Origin of the sequence: Plantibacter flavus (assembly GCF_051487245.1) — a bacterium.
In the GTDB taxonomy this organism is placed as follows: Bacteria; Actinomycetota; Actinomycetes; order Actinomycetales; family Microbacteriaceae; genus Plantibacter; species Plantibacter flavus_B.
Genome location: NZ_JAHVDH010000001.1, coordinates 465,517 through 488,021, shown reverse-complemented (window position 1 = coordinate 488,021; position 22,505 = coordinate 465,517). Strand labels below are relative to the sequence as shown.

Genomic DNA, 22,505 nt, shown 5'->3' with positions numbered 1-22,505 from the left:
GCGCCCCGTTGAACGACAGCCGGGTCCTCTGGACGTGCTAGCCGCTCTGAGAACCGTGCAGATCATCACCGCGCTGGCCGGACTCGTGCTCATCGTGCTGAGTGTCGCCAGTCAGATCCAAGGACTGCTCACCGGGTCCGGATTCCTCGAACAACAGCAGGGGTGGTTGGCGATCGTGGGAGCGGCGTTCGTCGTCGTGTCGTTCATCGCCCTCGGACTGCAGAAGTTGCGGCGCTCCCAGCGTCCTCGCTGACGCAGCGCACACCGGAGGGCCGGGCGGAATCATGGATACCGCCCGGCCCTCGTCGTGAGTGGCCCGGTCCTGCGCGAATCCGGCGCGGAACCGATCACATCCGGGCACCTCAGCAGCAGTCGCAGCTCCGGGCGTCGATCTCGCCGGTCATCGCGGCGACCGGTGTCTTGCACGCATCGCCACGCCAGGCCTCGAGGCCTTCTCGCACCGCGAAGACGGCGATGACCAGCGCGGCCACCGAATCCGCCCATGCCCAGCCCAGCAGGCTGTTGAGCAGCAGACCGGCGAGGAGCGCGGCCGAGAGGTAGCTGCAGAGCAGCGTCTGCTTCGCGTCGGCGACGGCCGACGCGGAACCGAGCTCTCGCCCGGTGCGTCGCTCGAACCAACTCAGGAACGGCATGATCATGAGGCTCAGGGCCGCGAGGACGATACCGACCGTACTGTGCTCGGCTTGCCGGAGGCCGAGCACGGACAGGAGCGCATCCACGCTCACGTAGGCGGCGAGGGCGAAGAAGGAGACGGCGATCACGCGCAGCGCGACGCGTTCCCGCCGCTCAGGGTCCGGACTCGCGAACTGCCAGGCGACAGCGGCCGCGGACAGGACCTCGACGATGGAGTCGAGTCCGAAGCCGATGAGGGCAGCCGATGAGGCGACCGAACCCGCACTGAGCGCGATGATCGCCTCGACCACGTTGTAGGAGATCGTGATCGCGACGACCACGCGGATTCGCCGCTGGAGGACGGCTCGACGCGCAGGCGACGGTGCAGCGAGCACGGACTCACCCACCACGGTGCGGTCGCTCATGCGCCTGGTCCGCAGCAGAGCGGGACGTCACAGGTCTCGTCCGCGCAGTCGGCCCCGTCGTCGACCGCGAGCACGACGTCGACGAGTGCCTCGAGTGCGCGCGTCAGGTGCGGATCCGCGATCTCGTAGCGGGTTCGCCGCCCTTCGGGGATCGCGACGATGATCCCGCAGCCGCGCAGACACGCGAGATGGTTCGACACGTTCGACCTCGTGAGGTCGAGGTCCACCGCGAGTTGCGCCGGATACCCCGAGCCGTCGAGCAGCCGGAGCAGGATCGACGATCGGGTCGGATCGGACATCGCGCGTCCCAATCGATTCAGGACGTCGAGACGAGGAGCAATGGTCAGCATGTACTGACCATACAGTGACGACTGACCAATTGTCGAGGACTCGCCCTCTGGGCAAGGGACCTCGCGCGACCGCGGCGAGGTAGGGTCGAGAACACCACTGCAGCCGGAGGAACGATGCCTGACACCGACACCGCGATCGACGAGCTCCTCGTCTCCGAATCCGTCGAGGCCCCGAGCGCGGCGCGGAACGGCCTGGTGGTGGCGGTAGCGCTCGTGGTCATCCTCGCCATCGCGACCACCGTCACGGCAGTCCTCTTCGCGCCCGTGGTGCAGACCATGATCGTGGTCTTCTTCAGCTGGGTGTTCGGCAGCCTGCAGAGCGTCTAGCTCGTCACGCCGTCGCTGACGCAGGGCACACGCACGAGGGCCGGACGGAATCGTCGATTCCGTCCGGCCCTCGTGCGTTCAGCGCGTCGCGCAGATGCTAGAAGTCCCAGTCCTCGTCTTCCGTGACGACGGCCTTGCCGATCACGTAGGAGGAGCCGGAGCCCGAGAAGAAGTCGTGGTTCTCGTCCGAGTTCGGGGAGAGCGCTGACAGGATCGCAGGGTTCACGTCGGTGAGCGTCTTCGGGAACATGGCCTCGTAGCCGAGGTTCATGAGCGCCTTGTTCGCGTTGTAGTGCAGGAACTTCTTGACGTCCTCGGTGAGGCCCACCTGGTCGTAGAGGTCCTGCGTGTACTGCACCTCGTTGTCGTACAGCTCGTAGAGCAGCGAGAACGTGTAGTCCTTGATCTCGTCGCGCTCCGTCTGCGTCAGCTTCTCGAGCCCCTTCTGGAACTTGTAGCCGATGTAGTAGCCGTGCACGGCCTCGTCGCGGATGATCAGACGGATCATGTCGGCGGTGTTGGTGAGCTTCGCGCGGCTCGACCAGTGCATGGGCAGGTAGAAGCCGGAGTAGAAGAGGAACGACTCGAGCAGCGTGGACGCCGCCTTCCGCTTCAGCGGGTTGTCGCCACGGTAGTAGTCCATGACGATGGACGCCTTCTTCTGCAGGTTCGGGTTCTCGACCGACCAGCGGAACGCCTCGTCGATCTCCTTCGTGCTGCTGAGGGTGGAGAAGATCGAGGAGTAGCTCTTCGCGTGCACCGACTCCATGAAGGCGATGTTCGTGTAGACGGCCTCCTCGTGCGGCGTGATCGCGTCGGGGATCAGCGACACGGCACCGACGGTGCCCTGGATGGTGTCGAGCAGCGTCAGGCCCGTGAAGACGCGCATGGTGAGCTGCTGCTCCTCGGGCGTCAGCGTGTTCCACGACTGGACGTCGTTCGACAGCGGGATCTTCTCGGGGAGCCAGAAGTTGTTGACGAGGCGGTTCCAGACCTCGACGTCCTTCTCGTCCTCGATCTTGTTCCAGTTGATCGCCTGTACCCGGTCGACGAGCTTGAGCTTCTCTGACATGTGTTCGTGTCCTCTAAACGGATAAGTGTGAGCGGCCCCTTCGACAGACGCAGGGACCGGGGTGCGGGTGGCCCGTCGACAGTCTCAGGGAACGAATCGGTCCCTGAGACTGTCGACGGGCGGTGAAGCGGGTGTTAGAGCATGCAGCTGACGCAGCCGTCGACCTCGGTGCCCTCGAGTGCGAGCTGGCGCAGACGGATGTAGTAGATCGTCTTGATGCCCTTCTTCCACGCGTAGATCTGGGCCTTGTTGATGTCGCGCGTGGTGGCGGTGTCCTTGAAGAACAGGGTCAGCGAGAGCCCCTGGTCGACGTGCTGCGTCGCCGCAGCGTAGGTGTCGATGATCTTCTCAGCGCCGATCTCGTAGGCGTCCTCGTAGAACTCCAGGTTGTCGTTCGTCATGAACGGAGCCGGGTAGTACACGCGACCGAGCTTGCCTTCCTTGCGGATCTCGATCTTCGACGCGATCGGGTGAATCGACGACGTGGAGTTGTTGATGTAGGAGATCGAACCGGTGGGCGGGACCGCCTGGAGGTTCTGGTTGTAGATGCCGTGCTCCTGGATGGACGCCTTCAGCTCGGCCCAGTCGGCCTGCGTCGGGATCTGCACGCCGGCTTGTGCGAACAGCTCACGGGCGCGGTCGGTCTCGGGCTCCCACACCTGGTCGGTGTACTTGTCGAAGAACTCGCCCGAGGCGTACTGCGAGTCGGCGAAACCGTCGAAGGTCTCCCCGCGCTCCTTGGCGATCAGGTTCGAAGCACGCAGCGCGTGGAACACGACCGTGTAGAAGTAGATGTTCGTGAAGTCGATGCCTTCGGGGCTGCCGTAGTGCACACGCTCACGGGCGAGGTAGCCGTGGAGGTTCATCTGGCCGAGGCCGATGGCGTGCGACTTGTCGTTGCCGTCCTCGATCGAGCGCACCGAGCTGATGTGGCTCTGGTCCGACACCGAGGTGAGGCCGCGGATGGCGGTCTCGACGGTGCGGCCGAAGTCGGGCGAGTCCATCGTGAGCGCGATGTTGAGCGAACCCAGGTTGCAGGAGATGTCCTTGCCGATCTCCTTGTACGAGAGGTCCTCGTTGTACGTGGTCGGCGTGTTGACCTGGAGGATCTCCGAGCACAGGTTCGACATGTTGATGCGACCCTTGATCGGGTTCGCCTTGTTCACGGTGTCCTCGAACACGATGTACGGGTAGCCGGACTCGAACTGGATCTCCGCGATGGTCTGGAAGAACTCGCGGGCGTTGATCTTCGTCTTCTTGATCCGTGAGTCGTCGACCATCTCGTGGTACTTCTCCGTGATGGAGATGTCGCCGAACGGCACACCGTACACGCGCTCGACGTCGTACGGGGAGAACAGGTACATGTCCTCACCCTTCTTCGCCAGCTCGAAGGTGATGTCGGGGACGACGACGCCGAGGGACAGCGTCTTGATGCGGATCTTCTCGTCGGCGTTCTCACGCTTAGTGTCGAGGAAGCGGAGGATGTCGGGGTGGTGCGCGTTGAGGTACACGGCACCGGCGCCCTGACGCGCGCCCAGCTGGTTGGCGTAGCTGAAGGAGTCCTCGAGGAGCTTCATCACGGGGATGATGCCGCTCGACTGGTTCTCGATCTGCTTGATGGGTGCACCCGACTCACGGATGTTCGAGAGCGACAGGGCGACGCCACCGCCACGCTTCGACAGCTGCAGTGCGGAGTTGATGCCGCGGGCGATCGACTCCATGTTGTCTTCGATGCGGAGGAGGAAGCAGGAGACGAGTTCACCGCGCTGCGCCTTGCCCGAGTTGAGGAAGGTCGGCGTGGCCGGCTGGAAGCGACCCGCGATGATCTCCTCGACGAGCGCGACAGCGAGCTTCTGGTCGCCGTCGGCGAGACCGAGGGCGGTCATGACGACGCGGTCCTCGAAGCGCTCGAGGTAGCGCTTGCCGTCGAACGTCTTCAGCGTGTACGAGGTGTAGTACTTGAACGCGCCGAGGAAGGTCTGGAAGCGGAACTTCTTCGAGTACGCGAGGTCGTTGAGCTTCTGGATGAAGTCGAACGGGTACTTGTCGAGGACGGCCTGCTCGTAGTACTCCTTCTCGACCAGGTAGTCGAGGCGTTCCTTGAGCGAGTGGAAGAACACCGTGTTCTGGTTCACGTGCTGCAGGAAGTACTCCCGGGCAGCCTCACGGTCCTTGTCGAACTGGATCTCGCCGTTCGGGCCGTAGAGGTTGAGCATCGCGTTGAGCGAGTGGTAGTCCATCTGGCTCGTCGACGGTGCGTCGATCACTGAAACTGGCGCTGCTGCCAAAATGATTCCAATCCATTGTGGACGGTGCTGACATCGTCCTGGGTTCCGAAGAGTTCGAAGCGGTAGAGGTGCGGGACCTTGCATTTGCTGGCGATCACGTCGCCGGCGAGCCCGTAGGCTTCGCCGAAGTTCGTGTTGCCGGCGGCGATGACCCCGCGGATCAGGGATCGGTTGCCCTCATCGTTGAGGAAACGGATCACCTGCTTGGGCACCGCGCCGTGTCCGTTGCCCCCGCCGTAGGTGGGGGTGACGAGCACATAGGGTGCCGTGGCGTGCACGGCTTCGTCTTTCGCATACAGCGGGATCTGCAACGAGGGCAGGTCGAGCTTCTGCATGAAGCGGTGCGTGTTGCCGGAGATGCTCGAGAAGTAGATCAGCCGCGGTTGCACGGTGGACCTCCTCGTCGGATTCCGGACGGGCGGGTGGGGCGGTGGTGCTGGAGCCGGCTCATGGTGACGCCTGCGACCGTGGGCTCAAGCCAGACGTGCGGCGAGCTCTTCGATCTTGTCGGGACGGAAGCCCGACCAGTGGTCCTCTTCGGTGATGACGACGGGCGCCTGCAGGTAGCCGAGGGCCTTGACCTGCTCGAGTGCGTTCTCGTCCACGGAGAGGTCGAGGATGTTGTACTCGATCCCTTTGTTGTCGAGCGCGCGGTAGGTCGCCGTGCACTGGACGCAGCTGGGCTTCGTGTAGACCGTGATTGCCATAGCTCTTTCGTGCCTTCCCCTCAAAAACTGATGATTCCCCAGGCGGCCTGCGCCGGGGTTCCAATACTACATATAGTTGGCGACCCCGGGGTGTACCCCAAGGGCTAGTAGTTACAGCCCTGTAGTTTTCCACCGGGTTCTCCACCGTTTTCGGCGAGTTATCCACCGGTTCTCCACTGGATGCAACGCGTTCGGACGACGTGAAAATCCCGGATTCACGGCCTTTTCTCCCCCAACTGAGGGATATTCATCCACAGGTGAAATCTTCCTCCGCACCACCGACATCGATCGTCACGTTGGGCGTGTCGTGGGCGTGTCGTGGGCGTGTCGCGCGTGTCGGACGCGGTCCCTAGACTGGTCTCCTTGTGAGCAGCTACCGTGACCTTCTTCGCACCCCGGGCGTCGCCCGGATCATCGCCGCGCAGCTGACCGCTCGCTTCCCGTTCGGCATGCTCTCGCTGGCGTTCCTGCTCCACATCGAACGGGTCACCGGCTCCTACGGCGCGGCCGGTCTCGTCCTCGCAGCCACGAGCATCGGCCAGGCGATCGCGGGCCCGCTCACGAGCCGCTGGATGGGCGTCTGGGGCATCCGCAAGGTCCTCCTCCTCACGCTCTCCGTGTGCGCCGTCACCGTCACCACCATCGCCCTGGTCCCGATGGCCGTGCCCGCGTACATGGCGGTCGGCTTCGTCGCCGGCCTGAGCACGCCCCCGGTGCAGCCGGCGGTCCGCACCATTTACCCGAAGCTCGTGACCTCTCAGCAGCTGACGCCCCTGTTCTCACTCGATGCCTCAGCGCAGGAGATCATCTGGGTCCTCGGGCCCGTCGTCACGACCTTCGTGTCGACCCAGGTCGGCACCGTGTGGGGCATCGTGCTGGCGGCGGGCATCATGATCGTCGGCGGCCTCTGGTTCATCTTCTCGCCAGAGGTCGGGCGGGTCCGAATCCCGAAGAGCCGCCGCAAGCTGGGCCAGGTCCTCAAACGCCCGCCCGTGCTCCTCGCCACGGTCGTCGGCTTCCTCCTCATCGGCGCCTGCGCGGCCGTCGAAGCGGGCGTCGTCGCCACCTTCGGCCACAGCGGCCTCGAAGCGGGCATCGTCCTCGCGATCTTCTCGGCCGGCTCGCTCGCCGGCGGCCTCGCACTCGGTCACACGCCGATCGGCCCCTACGCCCTCGCCCGCCGCATCTTCATCGTGTTCGCGGGCCTCGCCATCGCGAGTCTGTTCCTCAACGTCTGGTGGCTGTCGGTCACGCTCTTCGTCGCGGGTATCGGCATCGCCCCGGCACTCGCGGTGCTGTTCGCGATCGTCTCGGCCAGCGTGAAGTTCAGCGACACCGCCGAGGCCTACGGCTGGGTGGGCACGGGACAGCTCATCGGTGCCGCGATGGGATCCGCGGCGGCCGGTTTCCTGATCGACGGCTCGGGCGCGGTCGGCGCGTTCTGGGTCGCCGGCGCCTTCGCGTTCTTCGGATTCGTCATCCCGTGGATCGGCCACCGGTGGCACCCCGACCTCCGAGGTCGCGACGCGAGCCCCATCCCCGACACCGAGCCGATCAACACGCAACCGTCCTGACGCCGGAGCAGTCCGGCCGATCGGTCAGGCGCCGGAGCGCAGCGGGGCGAGCGCACCGTGCAGCCGTGCCAGTTCATCGAGCAGCATCGGCAACACAGCCTGCTGCCGATCGTTCGCCGTGAACACGCCGTCCGCGATCTGGCGGGCGACATACGGGATCTCGACGTTCGCCCCGGTACTCACGAGGCCGAGGGCCTGCAACACCGGTCGCAGCGCGACGACGCCTCGTGTGCCGCCGGAGAGCCCGCCGTAACTGACGATGCCCACGGGCTTGTGCACCCACTCGTGCATGAGGAAGTCCAGGGCGTTCTTGAGCGCCGGCGAGTAGCTGTAGTTGTACTCGGGCGTCACGAACACGAACGCGTCCGCGGCGTCCACCCGCTCGCTCCACCGGATGGTGTGCGGTTTCGTGTACTCGCGCTTCCGTGGGTGGGCCGGCTCGTCCATGAACGGCAGTGCGAGTTCACGGAGGTCGACGGCGTCGACGTCGAATCGGTCGTCCGCCGCGGCGACGCCCCCGACCCAGTCCGCGACAGCCCCGCCGACCCGCGCTGGACGGACGCTCCCCGTGACGATCATGAGTTTCGGCATGGACTCCCTTTCGACGATGACCGGTGCGTTGTCGAGGATACTGGTGCCATGTCTGACACGACCCCCACCGTCACCCTGAACGACGGGCGCACGATCCCCCAGCTCGGCTTCGGCGTCTACAAAGTCGCTGACGACGCGAGCAGCGCCGTGGTCCGGACGGCCCTCGAGGTCGGTTACCGACACATCGACACCGCCTCCCTGTACGGGAACGAACACGGCACGGGTGTCGCGATCCGCGAATCCGGCATCCCTCGAGACGAGCTGTTCGTCACGACGAAGGTGTGGAACACCGATCAGGGCTTCGACGAGACCCTCCGGGCGTTCGACACGAGCCTCGACCTGCTCGGGCTCGACCACGTCGACCTCTACCTCATCCACTGGCCGGCTCCGCGGCAGGACCGTTACCGCGAGACCTGGCGGGCACTCGAGCGGCTGCGGGCAGAGGGACGGACGCGCTCGATCGGCGTGTCCAACTTCCACCGCAGCCACCTCGAGCGCCTCCTGGAATCGGCGGAGGTCACCCCTGCGGTCAACCAGATCGAGTTGCACCCGTTCCTGCCCCAGCGCGAACTGCGGTCGTTCAACGCCTCCCACGGCATCGCGACCGAGGCCTGGTCGCCGCTCGCCCGGGGCCGGTTCTTCACCCCCGCATCGGGCGGTGCCGACGTGACCTCCGACCTCGGTGCGATCGCTCAGAAGCACGGCCGCACCGTCGCGCAGGTGGTGCTCCGCTGGCACCTGCAGCTCGGCAACATCGTGATCCCGAAGTCGGCGACGCCGGCGCGCATCGCCGAGAACTTCGCCGTCTTCGACTTCACGCTCGACGAAGACGACATCGCCGCCATCTCCGCGCTGGAGAACGGCGAGCGCACCGGCACGGATCCGGACCGACTGGACTGATCGCACCGACTGGCCGGGACGGGCAGCGTGCCCTCGTGCTCCCCTAGGCTGGCGCTATGCCCGAGACCTCCGCCGACGCCTTCGCCGCGTCCAGCCTCGCTGTCCGCACGATCAGCCCGGTCGCACTCCCCCGATATCGCTGGGGTCGCGCAGACGCTCCGGCCAAGGCCCTCGTCGTGCACGGCCTCGGGAGCAACGGCCCGAGCACCTGGCGACTGTGCGCGGCGCTCGCGGACCGCGGTTGGCGGGTGGACGCGATCGACCTGCGCGGCCACGGGTTCGCGCCTCGCTCGCTCGACTACCGCATCGAGGCGTACGCCGCCGACCTCCTCGCAGCGCGTCCTGACGAGGCGGCTTCCAGCCCCTGGAACCTCGTCATCGGGCACTCGCTCGGTGGGGCCGCCACGGCCGTGACCGCTGCCGCCGACCCGCGCTGGACCAACGCCCTGGTGCTCCTCGATCCGGCCATCCACCTCGACGAACACGATGCCGGGGTCATCCGCGCCAGCCAGGAGGCGGCGTTCGCTGAGAACACCGAGCACGCCGTGCGTGCGAAGAGTCCCGACTGGCACCCGGTCGATGTCGAACTGAAGGTGCAGGCGGTCGCGCAGGCGAGCCGTTGGGCGATCGAGCAGACGAGCGCGCAGAACGAGCCCTGGGATGTCCGGGCCGCCGCCGCCGCGCTCGGCGTCCCGACCCTGGTCGTCGCCGCCGACCCGCACGTGTACAGCCTGTTCCGGGGCTCGCTCGCCGCCGAGGTGCTCGCGAACCCGCGCGTCAGCATGACGATCATCCAGGGGGCCGGCCACAACGTGCACCGCGACCGGCCCGCGGAGACCACGACGACGATCGGAGACTGGGCGGCCCTCCAGCTCGAGCAGGGTCCTCGCCGCGATACCTGATCGTGACCGGCTTCCCAGGATCCCCGCATCCTCTCGCCGCACGGCGTCCCTATGGTGATGCTATGAAGCGCACAGCGGCCCTCACCAGCGTCATCGGCACCGTCCTCATCGGTGGTCTCCTGCTCTCCGGCTGCTCCGGCGGGAGCAGCGATCAGGCTGCGAGCGGCGCCCGCTCTGAGAGCCTTCCGGGCGTGATCGCCGGGGATGCGCAACTCGGCACCGATGGCACGACCTCGAATGACCTCGCGCCACAGGTGATCACGACCGGTTCGCTCACCATCACCGACACCGACCCCGTCGCCACCGCTGCGAAGGCCGCGGAACTCGTCATCGCCGCCGGCGGACGTGTCGACAGCAGAGATGAGACTCCCGGCACCCCCGACCAGGCGGCTCAGGCGAACCTCACCGTCCGCATCCCGGCTGACGAGTTCGAGCAGGTGCTCGGCAAGCTGAAGGCCCTCGGGACGGTGAACAACGTCTCGATCTCCGCGGTCGACGTGACGGCGCAGGCCGCCGACCTCGACGCGCGGGTGACGGCACTCCAAGCCTCCGTCGACCGACTCCTCGCGCTCATGGCGAACGCCACGACGACCGCCGACCTGCTCGCCGCCGAGACGAGCCTCTCGGAACGCCAGGCTGAGCTGGACGGACTCGTCGCGCAACGAGACGCCCTCGCAGACCAGGTCGACTACTCCTCGGTGTTCGTCACCGTCGTGGCACCCGGTACGGTCGCCCCAGGCGCGCCGACCGACTTCTGGGGCGGTATCGTGACCGGCTGGAACGCGCTCGTCACGGCCGCCAGCGGATTCGTGGTGCTCGTCGGCATCCTGTTGCCCTGGCTGCTGCCCCTCGCGGTGCTCGCGCTCGTCGTCGTCCTGATCGTCCGGGCGAGCCGCCGGCGTTCGGCCACGCAGCCAACGCAGACTGCACCCCTCGGAGTCGCGGACTCGCCTGCCGCGGCGGCGGAGCCCGGTGCCACAATGGAACGGTGACCACTCCAGCGCAGCACCGGCCCACCACCGGGTTCGACCCGGCATCCGTCCTCTCGGATGAGCTGATCGACCGGATCCGCGAGCGCGCGGCGGTCAGTGACCGCGAGAACGCCTTCTTCGACGAGGATCTGGCCCAGCTGCGCGCGTGCGGGTACCTCCGCGCCTTCGTCCCGGCCGCGTCCGGCGGGCTCGGGCTCGGGCTCCGCGAGGTCGTCCGGCTGCAGTCGCGCCTGGCGACGGCTGCGCCGGCGACCGCACTCGCGATCAACATGCACCTCGTCTGGACGGGGGTCGCGCACCTGCTCGCCCAACGCGGCGACGACTCCCTGTCGTTCGTGCTCGACGGCGCCGCCCGCGACGAACTGTACGCCTTCGGGGTGAGCGAGGCGGGGAACGACCTCGTCCTCTTCGGCTCGGACACCGAGGCGCGGCCTGGAGCGGACGGCTCGTACCGGTTCTTCGGCCGCAAGATCTTCACCTCGCTCGCGCCGGCCTGGACGTGGCTCGGCACCACCGGTCTCGACACGACATCGCCCGACGGTCCGAAGGTCGTCTACGGTTTCGTCGAGCGCTCGCGGGGCGGCTTCGAGATCCTGGACGACTGGGACACGGTCGGGATGCGGGCGAGCCAGAGCCGGACGACCCTGCTCCTTGGTGCCGAGGCACGACCGGAGCACGTCGTCCGCCGTCTCGACCCCGGGCCAAACCCCGACCCGATCGTGTTCGGCATCTTCGCCTGCTTCGAGACCCTCATCGCAGCGGTCTACACCGGCATCGGCGCCCGCGCGCTCGAACTCGCCGTGGAGAGCGCTCACCGGAAGACCTCGAAGAAGTTCGACGGGGCCAGTTACGCCACGGACCCCGACATCCGGCGCCGGATCGCTGCGGCGGCGATCGCGCATGACGGCATCCTCCCGCAGCTGCAGAGCATCGCGGGTGACATCGACGACCTCGTCGACCACGGAGCGCTGTGGTTCCCGAAGCTCGTCGGTCTCAAAGTCCGCGCGACCGAGACGGCCCGTGTGGTCGTGGACCAGGCGATCCGCGTCGCAGGGGGCGGCAGCTACTTCGCCTCGAGCGAGCTCGGACGCCTCTACCGCGACGTCCTGGCCGGGATGTTCCACCCGTCTGACGACGACTCGGCGCACGCGACCGTCGCGAACGCCTGGCTCGGCCCCGCTTGAGCGAGGCGGCCGCTCGCGGTCAGCCGCGGTTGTTGCTCAGCTCGAACACGCGCAGCAGTTCGGCGATGGCGGCATCCTTGCTGTCGCCACCCTCCTCGAACATGTGGGTGACGTGCGTCAACAGATGGTTCTCGACGAGCAGCTTGTTGAGGGAGCCGAGCGACTTCTGGATCGCGAGGGACTGCGTGATGATGTCCATGCAGTAGTCCTCGTTCTCGATCATCTTCTCGAGGCCGCGCATCTGGCCTTCAAGGATCTTCGTGCGGTGCAGCGCCCGCTTCTTGATGTCTTCGATCACGCGCTCAGGGTACCACCAGGGGGTACACGTGCCGTCCGACGCAAGCACGAGGTGCCTCCAGCACACGAGCCTAGGATGGGCGGATGACGAGCACCTCGACCCTCGAACTCACCGCGGCCGACGCCGGACGGGCCAGGGCACTCCGAGCGATGAAGCGCCTCGCGACGGGTCTGCTGGGGCTGATGGCCGTCATCTTCGCCGTCGCGTTCGCCCTGCAGGGCAGGTATCCGTGGCTCGAGTACGTCCGGGCCGCCGCTGAGGGCGGCATGGTCGGTGCACTCGCCGACTGGTTCGCCGTCACCGCCCTGTTCCGCCACCCGCTCGGCATCCCGATCCCACACACGGCGATCATCCCGAAACGCAAGGACGAGATCGGTGTCAGCCTCGGCGAGTTCGTCGAGACCAACTTCCTCTCCGAGGAGGTCATTCGCCAGAAGCTCGCATCCTTCAGTGTGTCGGAGAAGGTCGGTGGGTGGCTGGCCGAACCGGTGAACGCCGAACGGGTGACCGCCGAGGGCTCGGTGGCGGTTCGGGCACTGCTCGAGACCCTTTCGGACGACGACGTGCGGGAGGTCATCGAGTCGCTCGCGACGAAGCACCTCGTCGACCCGGAGTGGGCACCCAACATCGGACGATGGGTCGATCACATCGTCGCGGCGGGCGCGCACCACGACGCGGTGGACCTCCTCCTCGACCGCACGGGCGACTGGCTCGTCGCGAACCCGACGGCGTTCGAACGTCTCGTGTCGAGTCGGCTGCCCGGCTGGGTGCCGTCCTTCGTGGACCGGCTCGTCGACGACAAGCTCTACCGCGAGGCCGTGTCGTTCGTGCAAGCGGTGCGTGCCGACCCCGACCACCAGTTGCGGCATGCGCTCGACGGCTATCTCGGCGAGCTCGCGCAGCAGTTGCAGCACGACGCGGGAACCATCGCCCGCTTCGAGCACACCAAGCACGACATCATCGACAGCCCGCGCGTCCGCGACGTCGCCGGCAAGACCTGGGCGGCAGCGAAGACCGCGTTCCTGGAAGCCCTCGACGCCCCCGACAGCGAACTCCGCCAACGGATCGCAGGGACGATCGCCGACGTCGGGCGCCGCCTGTCCAGTGACCGGTCGTTCTCGACCAGCGTCGACACCCGGGTCGCCGACGCGCTGTCCTACGTCGTGACCCGGTACCGCCACGACATCGCGAGCATCATCACCGACACCGTCGAGCGCTGGGACGCCCGCGAGACGACCCAGAAGATCGAGCTCCTCGTCGGCCGCGATCTGCAGTTCATCCGACTCAACGGCACCATCGTCGGCGCCCTGGCCGGGCTCGCGATCTACAGCGTCGCCCAGGCCGTGCTCGCCGCCTTCTGAACCGCCGTCACCGCCGCGGCAGCAGTTCCACCGAGATGAGGTTCACGACGTCGTTCGCGAGGCGGTCGAGTGCGGCTTGGTCCTTGCAGGTGAAGGTGAAGACCACGAGCGTGCCCATCTTCGTGAGCGAACGGACTCCCCAATACGTGCGCTCGCCGGTGGGCTGGGTCCAGGACAGCACTCGGAACTCGATGCTGCCGCTGCCACTGTTGTAGTTCAGCTGCTCCGTCGTGCCGTCGGCTGCGACGTAGTCGGCCCCCACGTATTTCGACAGGTAGGCGTCGCTCGAGCGCTGGTCGTCACCGACCGCGATCTCTGCGGGCGTGAGCGCGATGTTGCCGAGGCGGACCTCGCACGACGTCGCCGCGTTGGTGTAGATGTCGATGCCGTTCTGGTCCTGACCGCCGGCGACCCATGAGGCGTCGAAGTCGTTCGTCAGGTAGGCCGTCCAGTCCGCCGGCACGTCCTGGCCCGCGGCGAAGTCGAGGTCGGGCGGGATCGTGACGTACGTCTTGGTGGGTTCGGGCGTCGAGGTCGCCTCGGTCGGTGTCGGAGAAGCGCTCTTCGTGGGCGTCGCCGAGCGGGTCGGCGACGGATCGGCGACCGGCGCCGCCGCCTGAGTCAGGACGAGGACGACGACCGTGATCACCGCGGCGAGGACGAGCGGCACTCCGACGGCGAGGGCGATGATCAGACCGGTGCGCTTGCGCCGAGGGGCGCCGGGACCGCCCGGCCCGACGGGTGGGTACTGGTTCGGAGGCTGTTGCCCACCGTAGGGCTGTCCGGCGGGATACTGCGGCTGCTGTGCGGAGGGGCTCTGGGGCTGCTGCGGCGGCTGCTGCCCATACGGGTTCTGCGGCTGCTGCTGCTGCCCATACGGGTTCTGCGGCTGCGGCTGCTGCCCATACGGGTTCTGCGGCTGCTGCCCGTAGGGGTTCTGCGGGGGCTGCTGCCCGTACGGATTCTGCTGCGGCTGCTGGGGCTGCTGCCCGTACGGATTCTGCGGCGGCTGCTGGGGCTGCTGCCCGTACGGGTTCTGCGGCTGCGGCGGCTGCTGCCCGTAGGGCTGCTGCGGCTGCGGTCCGTTCGGGTCCTGCGGCTGGTCCGGGCGCGGTACATCGGTCACGGCTGTGGCCTTTCGACGGTTCGTGTGCCGCCAGCCTATCTGCGCCGCTCCGGCACCGGAGGGCGGATCCTGCACCAGAATGGTCACGTGTCCACCGCACCCACCACACCGAAGACCCGCAGCGAGCGCCTCGACGCCCTCCCCTTCACGAAGGCACACGGCCGTCTCCTCGCCGGTTCCGGCGTGGGCTGGGCGCTCGACGCCATGGACGTCGGTCTCGTCTCCTTTGTCCTCGCCCAGCTCGCCGTCCAGTGGGAGCTCGGCAACACCGAGCTCTCCTGGATCGCATCCGCCGGTTTCCTCGGCATGGCGATCGGCGCGACCGTCGGCGGCCTCCTCGCCGACCGTGTCGGCCGTCGCCACGTCTTCGCCGTCACGCTCCTGATCTTCGGGATCGCGACCGGTGCGTCCGCCCTCGCGTGGGGCCTCGGCGTGCTCATCGCGTTGCGGTTCATCGTCGGCCTCGGCCTCGGCGCCGAGCTGCCGGTCGCTTCGACACTCATGAGCGAGTTCGCGCCCCCGCGGATCCGTGGTCGCATCATCGTCTTCCTGGAGGCGTTCTGGGCGGTCGGTTGGATCGCGGCCGCGCTCATCGGCTACCTCGTGGTCCCGACGAGCGACGACGGCTGGAGGTGGGCGCTCGCGATCGGTGCGGTCCCCGCGATCTACGCGGCGGTCGTCCGGTTCAAGCTCCCGGAGTCGGTCCGTTTCCTCGAATCGCGCGGGCGGTACCAGGAGGCCGAGTCCATCGTCCGCGAGTTCGAAGCCGCTGCGGGAGTCAGCTCACCTGAGGCATCACGGACCGACGTGGTCGCGTCCGACCGCACCGCCACGGCACCCGGCCTGACGGCACGCGAACGCCTCCGCGGGCTCTGGTCGCCCCTCCACCGCCGCGACACGGGCGCGCTCTGGATCGTGTGGTTCTGCGTCAACTTCTCGTACTACGGCGCGTTCATCTGGATTCCGACCATCCTCGTCGCCTCCGGCTTCTCGCTCGTCCGTTCCTTCGGCTTCACGCTCATCATCACCCTGGCGCAGCTGCCCGGCTACGCGGTCTCGGCGTGGTTGATCGAGGCATGGGGTCGGAAACAGACCCTCGCGACCTTCCTCGCCGGCTCGGCCGTATCCGCGGTGCTGTTCGGCACGGCGACCACCGAACCGATGATCATCGTGTTCGGCATGTGCCTGTCGTTCTGCAACCTCGGCGCGTGGGGAGCCCTCTACGCGACGACGCCCGAGCTGTACCCGACGGTGCTCCGCGCGACCGGCGCGGGCTGGGCGGCTGGCGTCGGGCGGATCGCCTCGATCATCGCACCGCTGTCGGTGCCCGCCCTCCTGCTCGGCGGGCACGGCCTGCTGTTCTCGGTGTTCGCGGCGTTCTTCATCGTCGCCGCCGTGGCGGCCCTGTTCCTGTCGAACATGCGCGGTCGGTCGCTCGACTGAACCTCAGCCGCTGCCGGACCCGGTGATCGTGTTGAGGGCGAGCACGATGATGAGGCCGTTGAAGAAGAAGCTGAGCACGGAGTGCCACACCATCCGCCAGCGGATGAGCGGCCGGAGGGTCTCCACGTCGGATGCGGCGAAGGAGGTGCCGATCGTGTACGAGAAGTACACGAAGTCGGTGATGCGCGGATGCGGTGTGTTCGGGAAGCGGAGCGGCGGGTCGTCGGGGCTCGCAGCGTAGCTCTGGGCGTAGATCTGCGCGAACCCCCAGTGCAGGAATCCCCAGGCGAGCAGCATCGCCCACACACCGATGACCTCGATCGCCCCCTGCCAGGCCGGTTCGTCGCGCAGCGCGAGCAGTTCGGTGGCCGCGCCCAGTCCGACGAAGCTCGCGAGGATCGTGGCGGCGGTCGACACGATGCGCGCAGGCCGGCTGGCCGCGATCCGGGACGACTGGCGCGAGGTCGCGGCACGGTCGGCGGCGCTCATCCGCCAGAGGACGATGATCACGACGATCGCGTACACGGTGCCGAGGAAGCACCAGAGGAGGAGCTCGAAGAACGCGGCCTCGTAGTCGTCGGTCGTCGCGAACCGCACGCCGACGATCACCATGCCGAGTTGCCAGACGAGGCTCACCACGTAGGCGACGGCTCCGAGCGCGCGGCGGACCGCGCTCGCCTCCGGAGCGGTCGGCTGCTGCCTGGTCGTCGGTTCCCCCGTCACGTGTGCATGCTATCGCTCGGCCGCGCAGCCTGACAGGCTCCGCGATAGGACAGAATGGTGCGGTGATCGAATCCAGCAGCGCTGCTTCCCCGTCCGCCACCGTCGAGCGTCGCCCACTGTCGGGCCGTCGGATCGACCTCGCTCACGGAGCGTACTCGGCCTCGATCGCGTCCGTCGGCGCATCGCTGCGCTCCCTGCGCTTCGACGGCCGCGACCTGATCGTCCCGTTCGAAGCCGACGAGGTGCGGCCGGCCTTCCGCGGCGCGATGCTCGCCCCCTGGCCGAACCGGGTCGTCGACGGCCGGTACACCTTCGGTGGCGAGGAGCACCAGCTCGCGCTCACCGAGCCCGCTCGCGGCCATGCGCTGCACGGCCTCGCCGCCTGGCTCGACTGGGAGGTCGTCGCTGCCGACGAGTCCTCGGCAGCGCTGCGCGTCGTGATCGAAGCGCAGGCCGGTTACCCGTACCGCGTGGAGGTCACCGCCACGTTCACCCTCGACGACACAGGCCTCCGCACCGACGTCGAGGCCGTCAACCTCGGCGACACCGATGCGCCCTACGGCACCGGTCCGCACCCCTACCTCGTCGCCGGCGCCGGCCGGGTCGACGACTGGACCCTCACCCTCCCCGCTGCCGAGGTGCTCACCGTCACCCCCGACCGCCTCATCCCCGTCTCGCTCGAGGCGGTCGACTCCGAGGGCCAGACGCACTTCGACTTCCGGAGCGCGCGGCCGATCGGCGACACCTTCATCGACCACGCGTTCAGCGCGCTGTCCCAGGAGGAGGGCCGCACCGTCGTGAGGCTCACCTCCCCCTCCGGCACAGGCGTCGCGATGCACTGGGCCGACGGGCTCCCCTGGGTGCAGGTCCACACGGCCGACCAGGACGACCCGGAGCGCAGCCGCCTCGGCCTCGCGGTCGAACCGATGACCTGCCCGCCGGACGCGTTCTCGAGCGGCACCGACCTCGTCGTGCTCGAGCCGGGCACGCCTCACCTCGTGTCGTGGACCATCTCCGCACTCTGACAGGTGTCGGGTCTAGGCTGACGACATGTCCCAGACTCTTGCGAAACTCAGTGGCGGCCCCCTCGACGGCGAGATCATCCCTCTCGAGGAGGGTCAGGAGGGCGAGCTCGTGCTGCCCTACGGCGAGGGCCAGCTGATCTACCGTCAGCTCGGCGAACCGACCGGAACCGGCGCCCACGACGGGCCGACGACGGCGAGCTTCGAGTACGTCGAGTCGACCGAGGACATCTCGCCGACGAACCGCAACGGGAACGGCGACGACGACTCCATCTCCTAGCCGGCGACGTCGCCGCGAACGCAAGCACGTCGGCGGCGACGTTCCCTCGCAGCGAACAACACCCCCTTGAGGGATACCCCCCTGGGGTATACCTTGATGGCATGAACGAGCCGATGCAGCACACCCAGGCGCGTGTCGATCCTGCCCACGGGCACGACGCGCTCCACCAGCACGAAGCACACGCACCCCACGAGGACCACGCCGGACACGATTCCCACGCCGGGCACCACGACCACGTCGGACAGTTCCGTCGACTCTTCTGGATCATGCTCGTGCTGGCGGTGCCCGTCGTGGGGCTCAGCGGTATGTTCGCCATGCTCATCGGCTACGAGCTCCCGGCTGTTCCCGGTATCGGCTGGGTGGTTCCGATCCTCGGCACGGTCATGTACGTATGGGGTGGCAGGCCGTTCCTGAGCGGCGCGGTCGGTGAGATCCGTGGCCGTCAGCCCGGCATGATGCTGCTCATCGCCCTCGCGATCACCGTCGCCTTCATCGCCTCCTGGGGCGCGAGCCTCGGGCTGTTGGCGCATGAGCTCGACTTCTGGTGGGAGCTCGCACTCCTCATCGTGATCATGCTGCTCGGCCACTGGATCGAGATGCGCTCGCTCGCCCGTTCCAGCTCCGCCCTCGACTCCCTCGCCGCGCTCCTGCCCGACACCGCCGAGCGGGTGAGCCCCGACGGAATCGTCGAGCAGGTCTCGCCCGCCGAGCTGCGACTCGACGACGTCGTCATCGTGCGCCCCGGGGGACGGATCCCCGCCGACGGCAGCGTCGTCGACGGAGCCGCAGAGCTCGACGAGTCGATGATCACGGGTGAGTCGCGACCCGTGCGTCGCACCATCGGCGACCGCGTCGTCGCGGGGACGGTGTCCACGGATTCCGCGATCCGTGTCGCCATCACCGCGATCGGCGACGACACCGCGCTCGCAGGGATCGGACGGCTCGTCACCGAGGCGCAGAACTCCTCGTCGAAGGCACAGCTCCTGGCGAACCGGGCAGCCGGTTGGCTCTTCTGGTTCGCCCTCGGTGCAGCAGCGCTCACAGCCGTGGCGTGGATGATCTTCGGCACGCCGGAGGACGCGGTCATCCGCACGATCACGGTGCTGGTGATCGCCTGCCCGCATGCCCTCGGACTCGCGATCCCGCTCGTCGTGTCGATCGCCACCGAACGAGCTGCACGAGCGGGCATCCTCGTCACCGACCGCGCGGCTCTCGAGGCCATGCGCACCGTCGACACCGTCGTGTTCGACAAGACCGGCACCCTCACGAGGGGTGAGCCCTCGGTCACCGGCATCCTCGCCGTCGACGGCTCCGAGGACGCACTCCTGAGCGTGGCGGCGAGTGCCGAGGCGGACAGTGAGCACCCGCTGGCACGCGCCATCGTGCGAGCCGCGGCGGATCGCGGACTCACCGCTCCCCCGGCGACGGATTTCCAGGCGTCGACATCCGTCGGCGTGCGGGCGACGGTCGCAGGCACTCGGATCGAGGTCGGCGGACCGGCGCTCCTCCGCGCGTCCGGGCTCGACGCCCTGCCCGCGACCGACTCATGGCGCCGGGACGGGGCGATCGTGCTGCACGTCCTGCAGGACGGTGCGCTGCTCGGCGCACTCGCGCTGGCCGACGAGATCCGTGCCGAGTCCGTCGAAGCGGTCCGCGCCCTGCACGACCGCGGCGTGCGGGTCGTCATGCTCACGGGCGACGCCGCTCAGGTGGCCGAGCACATCGCCGCCGAGCTCTCCATCGACGAGTTCGTCGCGGAGGTCACGCCCGGCGACAAGGCGAGGATCGTGCGGGAGTTCCAGGACGCCGGTCGATCCGTGGCGATGGTCGGCGACGGGGTGAACGACGCCCCGGCGCTCGCGACCGCCGAGGTCGGCATCGCCATCGGCGCAGGCACCGACGTCGCGATCGCCTCCGCCGGCGTCGTCCTCGCGAGCTCCGACCCCCGTGCCGTCGTCTCGGTGATCGAGCTGTCAGTGCGCAGCACGCGGAAGATGCGCCAGAACCTGTGGTGGGCGGCAGGCTACAACCTGCTGTCGGTGCCGCTGGCCGCCGGCGTCCTCGCCCCCATCGGGTTCATCCTCCCGATGGCCGTGGGTGCCGTACTCATGTCGCTGTCCACCATCGTCGTCGCAGCGAACGCCCAACTCCTCCGCAGACTCGACCTGCACCCGGAGGCCGTCGTCCGACGCTGACCCCCTTGCACCGCGGCTCTCCCGGGGAGCACCATGGCAGCGACGATGCACCGCTGCCGTGGTGCGCAGGAGGAGGCCCAGGATGGACTGGAAGATCGAACTCATCTTCGTCCCGGTGACGGACGTCGACCGCTCGAAGGCGTTCTACGTCGATCAGGTCGGCTTCGTCGCCGACCACGACCAACAGGTCGACGAGTCATTGCGGTTCGTGCAGCTCACCCCACCAGGATCGGCCTGCTCGATCGCGTTCGGCACGGGGCTCAGCGACATGGAGCCCGGCACCCAGAACTCGATCCAGGTCGTCGTCCCCGACGCCGCAGCGGCCTACGATCATCTGACCGCCAACGGTGTCACCGCCACACCGGTCGACGAGCAGGCGTGGGGCCGATTCGTCACCTTCGACGACCCGGACGGAAACACCTGGACCCTGCAGCAGTTGCCCGACTACAGCAAGCCGGTCGGTGAGCAGTACGCCTGAGCTCAGGTCAGCGAGGACTCGTCGACCGCGACGGTGAAGGTCTGCACGCGCAACGGCACTGTGGGCGTGAGCCGCACCTCCAGGCGGAGTCGTCCGCGCTCCCCCTCGACGAACCACACGAGGTGGTCCGGGGAGTCGCAGATCGGTGTCGCGCGGCCGGAGGCGACCTCGGCGATCCCACCGACGCGATCGACAGCCGCGGCGATCGCAGCACGGCGCTCCTCGAACGGCCGATCGAGGGCCACGTTCTCAGCGAACAGGGCTGTCGCCACACGGTCGTCCCAGTGCGTGACGAGTCCGGTCGCGGTCATCGACGCGACGAGCGTCTCCGGCCAGGGTCGGACGGTCGCCGGCGTTTCCTCCTCGGCGGCGAGCGTCAGCCGGAGCGCCTGCTCGGCAGGCTTCGCCACCGCGGCGTAACCGGCGTTCTCGAACGCGACGACACCGACGCCAGTGGCCGGGTGCCAGCGCATGTGCGCGCTGTAACCGGGGTAACCGCCGGAATGCGAGACGAGGGTCCCGAGCTCGGCGTCGTCCTCGACGAACAGGCCGAAGCCGTAGCCGAGCGCGTGACGAGACGGGACACCGTCGAGAGTGGGCCTGGGCGGCGCGATGCGGTGCAGCTGCTGCATCTCGCGTCGGCTGGCGGCAGAGAGCGGACCGGTGTCGTCGCCGGCCCACGCGCCGTCGAGCCAGCGGACCCAGCCGATGAGCGTCGCAGGCGACGCGAACAGCCCACCGATGGCGGAGAACACGCCCGGGCCGGAGAACGGCACCTCGACGAAGTGCCCGGCGTCCTCGACTCCGCGGCCGAACACGACCCGGTGACCGATCGCCGTGACGGCGTCGTCCGGCCGCTCGAACACCGCGCCGAGGCCGAGCGGTTCGAGCAGCAGCGACGTCACCGCTTCCACGTAGGAGGTGCCGGTCACGCGCTCGATGATCTGTCCGAGCACCGCGTAGCCGAGGTTCGAGTAGGAGAACGCGGTTCCCGGGACCGTGATGAGGCGCACGCCCCGCTCGAGGACGGCCCGGAACGCCTCGCGGCTGAGCGACTCCTGGCGGTCGGCCCACGGATCGTCCGTGCCGAGACCGCCGGACATCGTGAGCAGCATCCGGACCGTCGGCCGCCCGACGACACCACCGTGGAGCACCGGTGCGAATTCCGGCACGAACTCGTCGACGGCTGCGTCGAGATCGAGTCGTCCCGCGTCGCGCAGGATGAGGAGCACCGCCGCCGTGAAGCTCTTCGTGCAGGAGGCGATCCGGAAGAGCGTGTCGGAGGTCGGAACGGGGCCGCCGACGCTGATCCCGCCGAAGCCCTGCTCGTACCTGATGCGATCGCGGTCGAAGACGGCGACGAAGGAACCCGGCGCAACGCCGTCGGTGATGCGGCGCTCGAAGATCCCGGCGATCGTGGTGTCCGTGCTGTCGTCGACCAGGTGCATACCGTCTCCCTCGGGTTGATCCTCCATCGAGCGTACGGGCATTCCGCGACGACGAGCGCCGTGCGGGGCGTACTGTGCTCCTCGACACCGCGGAAGTCAAGGGGGACGTCCGGCGGTCGGCCGGGCGCGCCCACGGGAGTAGCGTCATCTCCCGGAACGACCGCCGACGGCGGCCACGGAGGGAGT

General features: G+C 68.1%; 24 protein-coding genes. 13 read left to right on the top strand and 11 right to left on the bottom strand.

The window, feature by feature from the left end:
• The first annotated feature begins 55 nt into the window (after positions 1-55).
• Positions 56-253, top strand: a complete 198-nt coding sequence (locus KXS11_RS02255) for a hypothetical protein (RefSeq protein WP_437383819.1) — start codon at positions 56-58, stop codon at positions 251-253.
• Between the two features lie 109 nt (positions 254-362).
• On the opposite strand, the gene KXS11_RS02250 is transcribed toward KXS11_RS02255, so the two are convergent.
• On the bottom strand, positions 363-1,058 hold the full coding sequence (locus tag KXS11_RS02250) for a cation transporter (protein WP_437383818.1): 696 nt from the start codon (positions 1,056-1,058) through the stop codon (positions 363-365).
• Entirely contained in the window at positions 1,055-1,408 is a 354-nt protein-coding gene (cmtR, locus tag KXS11_RS02245; RefSeq protein WP_437383817.1) for a Cd(II)/Pb(II)-sensing metalloregulatory transcriptional regulator CmtR, read from the bottom strand. The genes KXS11_RS02250 and cmtR overlap by 4 nt, the downstream gene beginning before the upstream one ends.
• A gap of 114 nt (positions 1,409-1,522) precedes the next feature.
• Between cmtR and KXS11_RS02240 the strand changes: the two genes are divergently transcribed.
• Positions 1,523-1,735: a hypothetical protein gene (locus tag KXS11_RS02240; RefSeq protein ID WP_437383816.1), complete on the top strand. Its 213-nt coding sequence runs from the start codon at positions 1,523-1,525 to the stop codon at positions 1,733-1,735.
• A 97-nt stretch (positions 1,736-1,832) separates the two neighbouring features.
• On the opposite strand, the gene nrdF is transcribed toward KXS11_RS02240, so the two are convergent.
• From nrdF to nrdH, 4 genes are all read right to left on the bottom strand, one after another.
• Entirely contained in the window at positions 1,833-2,807 is a 975-nt protein-coding gene (gene nrdF, locus KXS11_RS02235) for a class 1b ribonucleoside-diphosphate reductase subunit beta (protein WP_437383815.1), read from the bottom strand.
• Positions 2,808-2,941: 134 nt separating this feature from the next.
• A complete protein-coding gene (nrdE, locus tag KXS11_RS02230) occupies positions 2,942-5,047 on the bottom strand; it encodes a class 1b ribonucleoside-diphosphate reductase subunit alpha (RefSeq protein WP_437384128.1) in 2,106 nt (701 codons plus the stop codon).
• Between the two features lie 23 nt (positions 5,048-5,070).
• A complete protein-coding gene (nrdI, locus tag KXS11_RS02225; protein WP_437383814.1) occupies positions 5,071-5,484 on the bottom strand; it encodes a class Ib ribonucleoside-diphosphate reductase assembly flavoprotein NrdI in 414 nt (137 codons plus the stop codon).
• A gap of 84 nt (positions 5,485-5,568) precedes the next feature.
• Entirely contained in the window at positions 5,569-5,802 is a 234-nt protein-coding gene (gene nrdH, locus KXS11_RS02220; RefSeq protein ID WP_056007615.1) for a glutaredoxin-like protein NrdH, read from the bottom strand.
• Between the two features lie 365 nt (positions 5,803-6,167).
• On the opposite strand from nrdH, the gene KXS11_RS02215 reads away from it, so the two are divergent.
• Entirely contained in the window at positions 6,168-7,376 is a 1,209-nt protein-coding gene (locus KXS11_RS02215) for an MFS transporter (protein ID WP_437383813.1), read from the top strand.
• A gap of 24 nt (positions 7,377-7,400) precedes the next feature.
• On the opposite strand, the gene KXS11_RS02210 is transcribed toward KXS11_RS02215, so the two are convergent.
• Positions 7,401-7,967, bottom strand: a complete 567-nt coding sequence (locus KXS11_RS02210; RefSeq protein WP_437383812.1) for an NADPH-dependent FMN reductase — start codon at positions 7,965-7,967, stop codon at positions 7,401-7,403.
• Between the two features lie 48 nt (positions 7,968-8,015).
• Between KXS11_RS02210 and KXS11_RS02205 the strand changes: the two genes are divergently transcribed.
• From KXS11_RS02205 to KXS11_RS02190, 4 genes are all read left to right on the top strand, one after another.
• A complete protein-coding gene (locus tag KXS11_RS02205; protein WP_437383811.1) occupies positions 8,016-8,867 on the top strand; it encodes an aldo/keto reductase in 852 nt (283 codons plus the stop codon).
• A 56-nt stretch (positions 8,868-8,923) separates the two neighbouring features.
• Positions 8,924-9,769 (top strand): alpha/beta fold hydrolase, encoded by an 846-nt coding sequence (locus KXS11_RS02200; RefSeq protein WP_437383810.1) that lies wholly within the window; start codon positions 8,924-8,926, stop codon positions 9,767-9,769.
• Positions 9,770-9,831: 62 nt separating this feature from the next.
• On the top strand, positions 9,832-10,761 hold the full coding sequence (locus KXS11_RS02195; RefSeq protein ID WP_437383809.1) for a DUF4349 domain-containing protein: 930 nt from the start codon (positions 9,832-9,834) through the stop codon (positions 10,759-10,761).
• Positions 10,758-11,945, top strand: coding sequence for an acyl-CoA dehydrogenase family protein (locus KXS11_RS02190; RefSeq protein WP_437383808.1), 1,188 nt, complete (start codon positions 10,758-10,760; stop codon positions 11,943-11,945). Before KXS11_RS02195 ends, KXS11_RS02190 begins: the two co-directional genes overlap by 4 nt.
• Positions 11,946-11,964: 19 nt before the next feature.
• Here KXS11_RS02190 and KXS11_RS02185 read toward each other — a convergent pair whose 3' ends face one another.
• Entirely contained in the window at positions 11,965-12,243 is a 279-nt protein-coding gene (locus KXS11_RS02185; RefSeq protein ID WP_437383807.1) for a metal-sensitive transcriptional regulator, read from the bottom strand.
• A gap of 83 nt (positions 12,244-12,326) precedes the next feature.
• Between KXS11_RS02185 and KXS11_RS02180 the strand changes: the two genes are divergently transcribed.
• Positions 12,327-13,604 carry a DUF445 domain-containing protein gene (locus tag KXS11_RS02180; RefSeq protein WP_437383806.1) on the top strand — a complete coding sequence of 426 codons (1,278 nt, stop codon included), beginning with the start codon at positions 12,327-12,329 and terminating at the stop codon, positions 13,602-13,604.
• A gap of 7 nt (positions 13,605-13,611) precedes the next feature.
• On the opposite strand, the gene KXS11_RS02175 is transcribed toward KXS11_RS02180, so the two are convergent.
• A complete protein-coding gene (locus KXS11_RS02175) occupies positions 13,612-14,730 on the bottom strand; it encodes a hypothetical protein (RefSeq protein ID WP_437383805.1) in 1,119 nt (372 codons plus the stop codon).
• A gap of 87 nt (positions 14,731-14,817) precedes the next feature.
• On the opposite strand from KXS11_RS02175, the gene KXS11_RS02170 reads away from it, so the two are divergent.
• On the top strand, positions 14,818-16,173 hold the full coding sequence (locus KXS11_RS02170) for an MFS transporter (RefSeq protein WP_437383804.1): 1,356 nt from the start codon (positions 14,818-14,820) through the stop codon (positions 16,171-16,173).
• Positions 16,174-16,176: 3 nt separating this feature from the next.
• Here KXS11_RS02170 and KXS11_RS02165 read toward each other — a convergent pair whose 3' ends face one another.
• The gene (locus KXS11_RS02165; RefSeq protein WP_437383803.1) at positions 16,177-16,896 is read right to left on the bottom strand and encodes a DUF1345 domain-containing protein; all 720 of its coding nucleotides are present in this window, start codon (positions 16,894-16,896) and stop codon (positions 16,177-16,179) included.
• Positions 16,897-16,958: 62 nt separating this feature from the next.
• Between KXS11_RS02165 and KXS11_RS02160 the strand changes: the two genes are divergently transcribed.
• The 4 genes from KXS11_RS02160 (at position 16,959) to KXS11_RS02145 (ending at position 20,871) form a co-directional block, all read left to right on the top strand.
• On the top strand, positions 16,959-17,921 hold the full coding sequence (locus KXS11_RS02160; RefSeq protein WP_437383802.1) for an aldose 1-epimerase family protein: 963 nt from the start codon (positions 16,959-16,961) through the stop codon (positions 17,919-17,921).
• 25 nt (positions 17,922-17,946) lie between these two features.
• The gene (locus KXS11_RS02155) at positions 17,947-18,198 is read left to right on the top strand and encodes a response regulator (protein ID WP_437383801.1); all 252 of its coding nucleotides are present in this window, start codon (positions 17,947-17,949) and stop codon (positions 18,196-18,198) included.
• A gap of 101 nt (positions 18,199-18,299) precedes the next feature.
• Positions 18,300-20,393: a heavy metal translocating P-type ATPase gene (locus tag KXS11_RS02150; RefSeq protein WP_437383800.1), complete on the top strand. Its 2,094-nt coding sequence runs from the start codon at positions 18,300-18,302 to the stop codon at positions 20,391-20,393.
• A gap of 82 nt (positions 20,394-20,475) precedes the next feature.
• The gene (locus KXS11_RS02145; RefSeq protein WP_437383799.1) at positions 20,476-20,871 is read left to right on the top strand and encodes a VOC family protein; all 396 of its coding nucleotides are present in this window, start codon (positions 20,476-20,478) and stop codon (positions 20,869-20,871) included.
• Between the two features lie 2 nt (positions 20,872-20,873).
• On the opposite strand, the gene KXS11_RS02140 is transcribed toward KXS11_RS02145, so the two are convergent.
• Entirely contained in the window at positions 20,874-22,319 is a 1,446-nt protein-coding gene (locus KXS11_RS02140) for a serine hydrolase domain-containing protein (protein WP_437383798.1), read from the bottom strand.
• Positions 22,320-22,505 lie beyond the last annotated feature (186 nt).

Coding starts and splice junctions, on each gene's coding strand:
- KXS11_RS02250 (WP_437383818.1), bottom strand. CDS start 1,058: ATGAGCGACCGCACCGTGGTGGGTGAGTCCGTGCTCGCTGCACCGTCG.
- cmtR (WP_437383817.1), bottom strand. CDS start 1,408: ATGCTGACCATTGCTCCTCGTCTCGACGTCCTGAATCGATTGGGACGC.
- KXS11_RS02240 (WP_437383816.1), top strand. CDS start 1,523: ATGCCTGACACCGACACCGCGATCGACGAGCTCCTCGTCTCCGAATCC.
- nrdF (WP_437383815.1), bottom strand. CDS start 2,807: ATGTCAGAGAAGCTCAAGCTCGTCGACCGGGTACAGGCGATCAACTGG.
- nrdE (WP_437384128.1), bottom strand. CDS start 5,047: ATGGACTACCACTCGCTCAACGCGATGCTCAACCTCTACGGCCCGAAC.
- nrdH (WP_056007615.1), bottom strand. CDS start 5,802: ATGGCAATCACGGTCTACACGAAGCCCAGCTGCGTCCAGTGCACGGCG.
- KXS11_RS02210 (WP_437383812.1), bottom strand. CDS start 7,967: ATGCCGAAACTCATGATCGTCACGGGGAGCGTCCGTCCAGCGCGGGTC.
- KXS11_RS02205 (WP_437383811.1), top strand. CDS start 8,016: ATGTCTGACACGACCCCCACCGTCACCCTGAACGACGGGCGCACGATC.
- KXS11_RS02200 (WP_437383810.1), top strand. CDS start 8,924: ATGCCCGAGACCTCCGCCGACGCCTTCGCCGCGTCCAGCCTCGCTGTC.
- KXS11_RS02195 (WP_437383809.1), top strand. CDS start 9,832: ATGAAGCGCACAGCGGCCCTCACCAGCGTCATCGGCACCGTCCTCATC.
- KXS11_RS02180 (WP_437383806.1), top strand. CDS start 12,327: ATGACGAGCACCTCGACCCTCGAACTCACCGCGGCCGACGCCGGACGG.
- KXS11_RS02155 (WP_437383801.1), top strand. CDS start 17,947: ATGTCCCAGACTCTTGCGAAACTCAGTGGCGGCCCCCTCGACGGCGAG.
- KXS11_RS02150 (WP_437383800.1), top strand. CDS start 18,300: ATGAACGAGCCGATGCAGCACACCCAGGCGCGTGTCGATCCTGCCCAC.
- KXS11_RS02145 (WP_437383799.1), top strand. CDS start 20,476: ATGGACTGGAAGATCGAACTCATCTTCGTCCCGGTGACGGACGTCGAC.
- KXS11_RS02140 (WP_437383798.1), bottom strand. CDS start 22,319: ATGCACCTGGTCGACGACAGCACGGACACCACGATCGCCGGGATCTTC.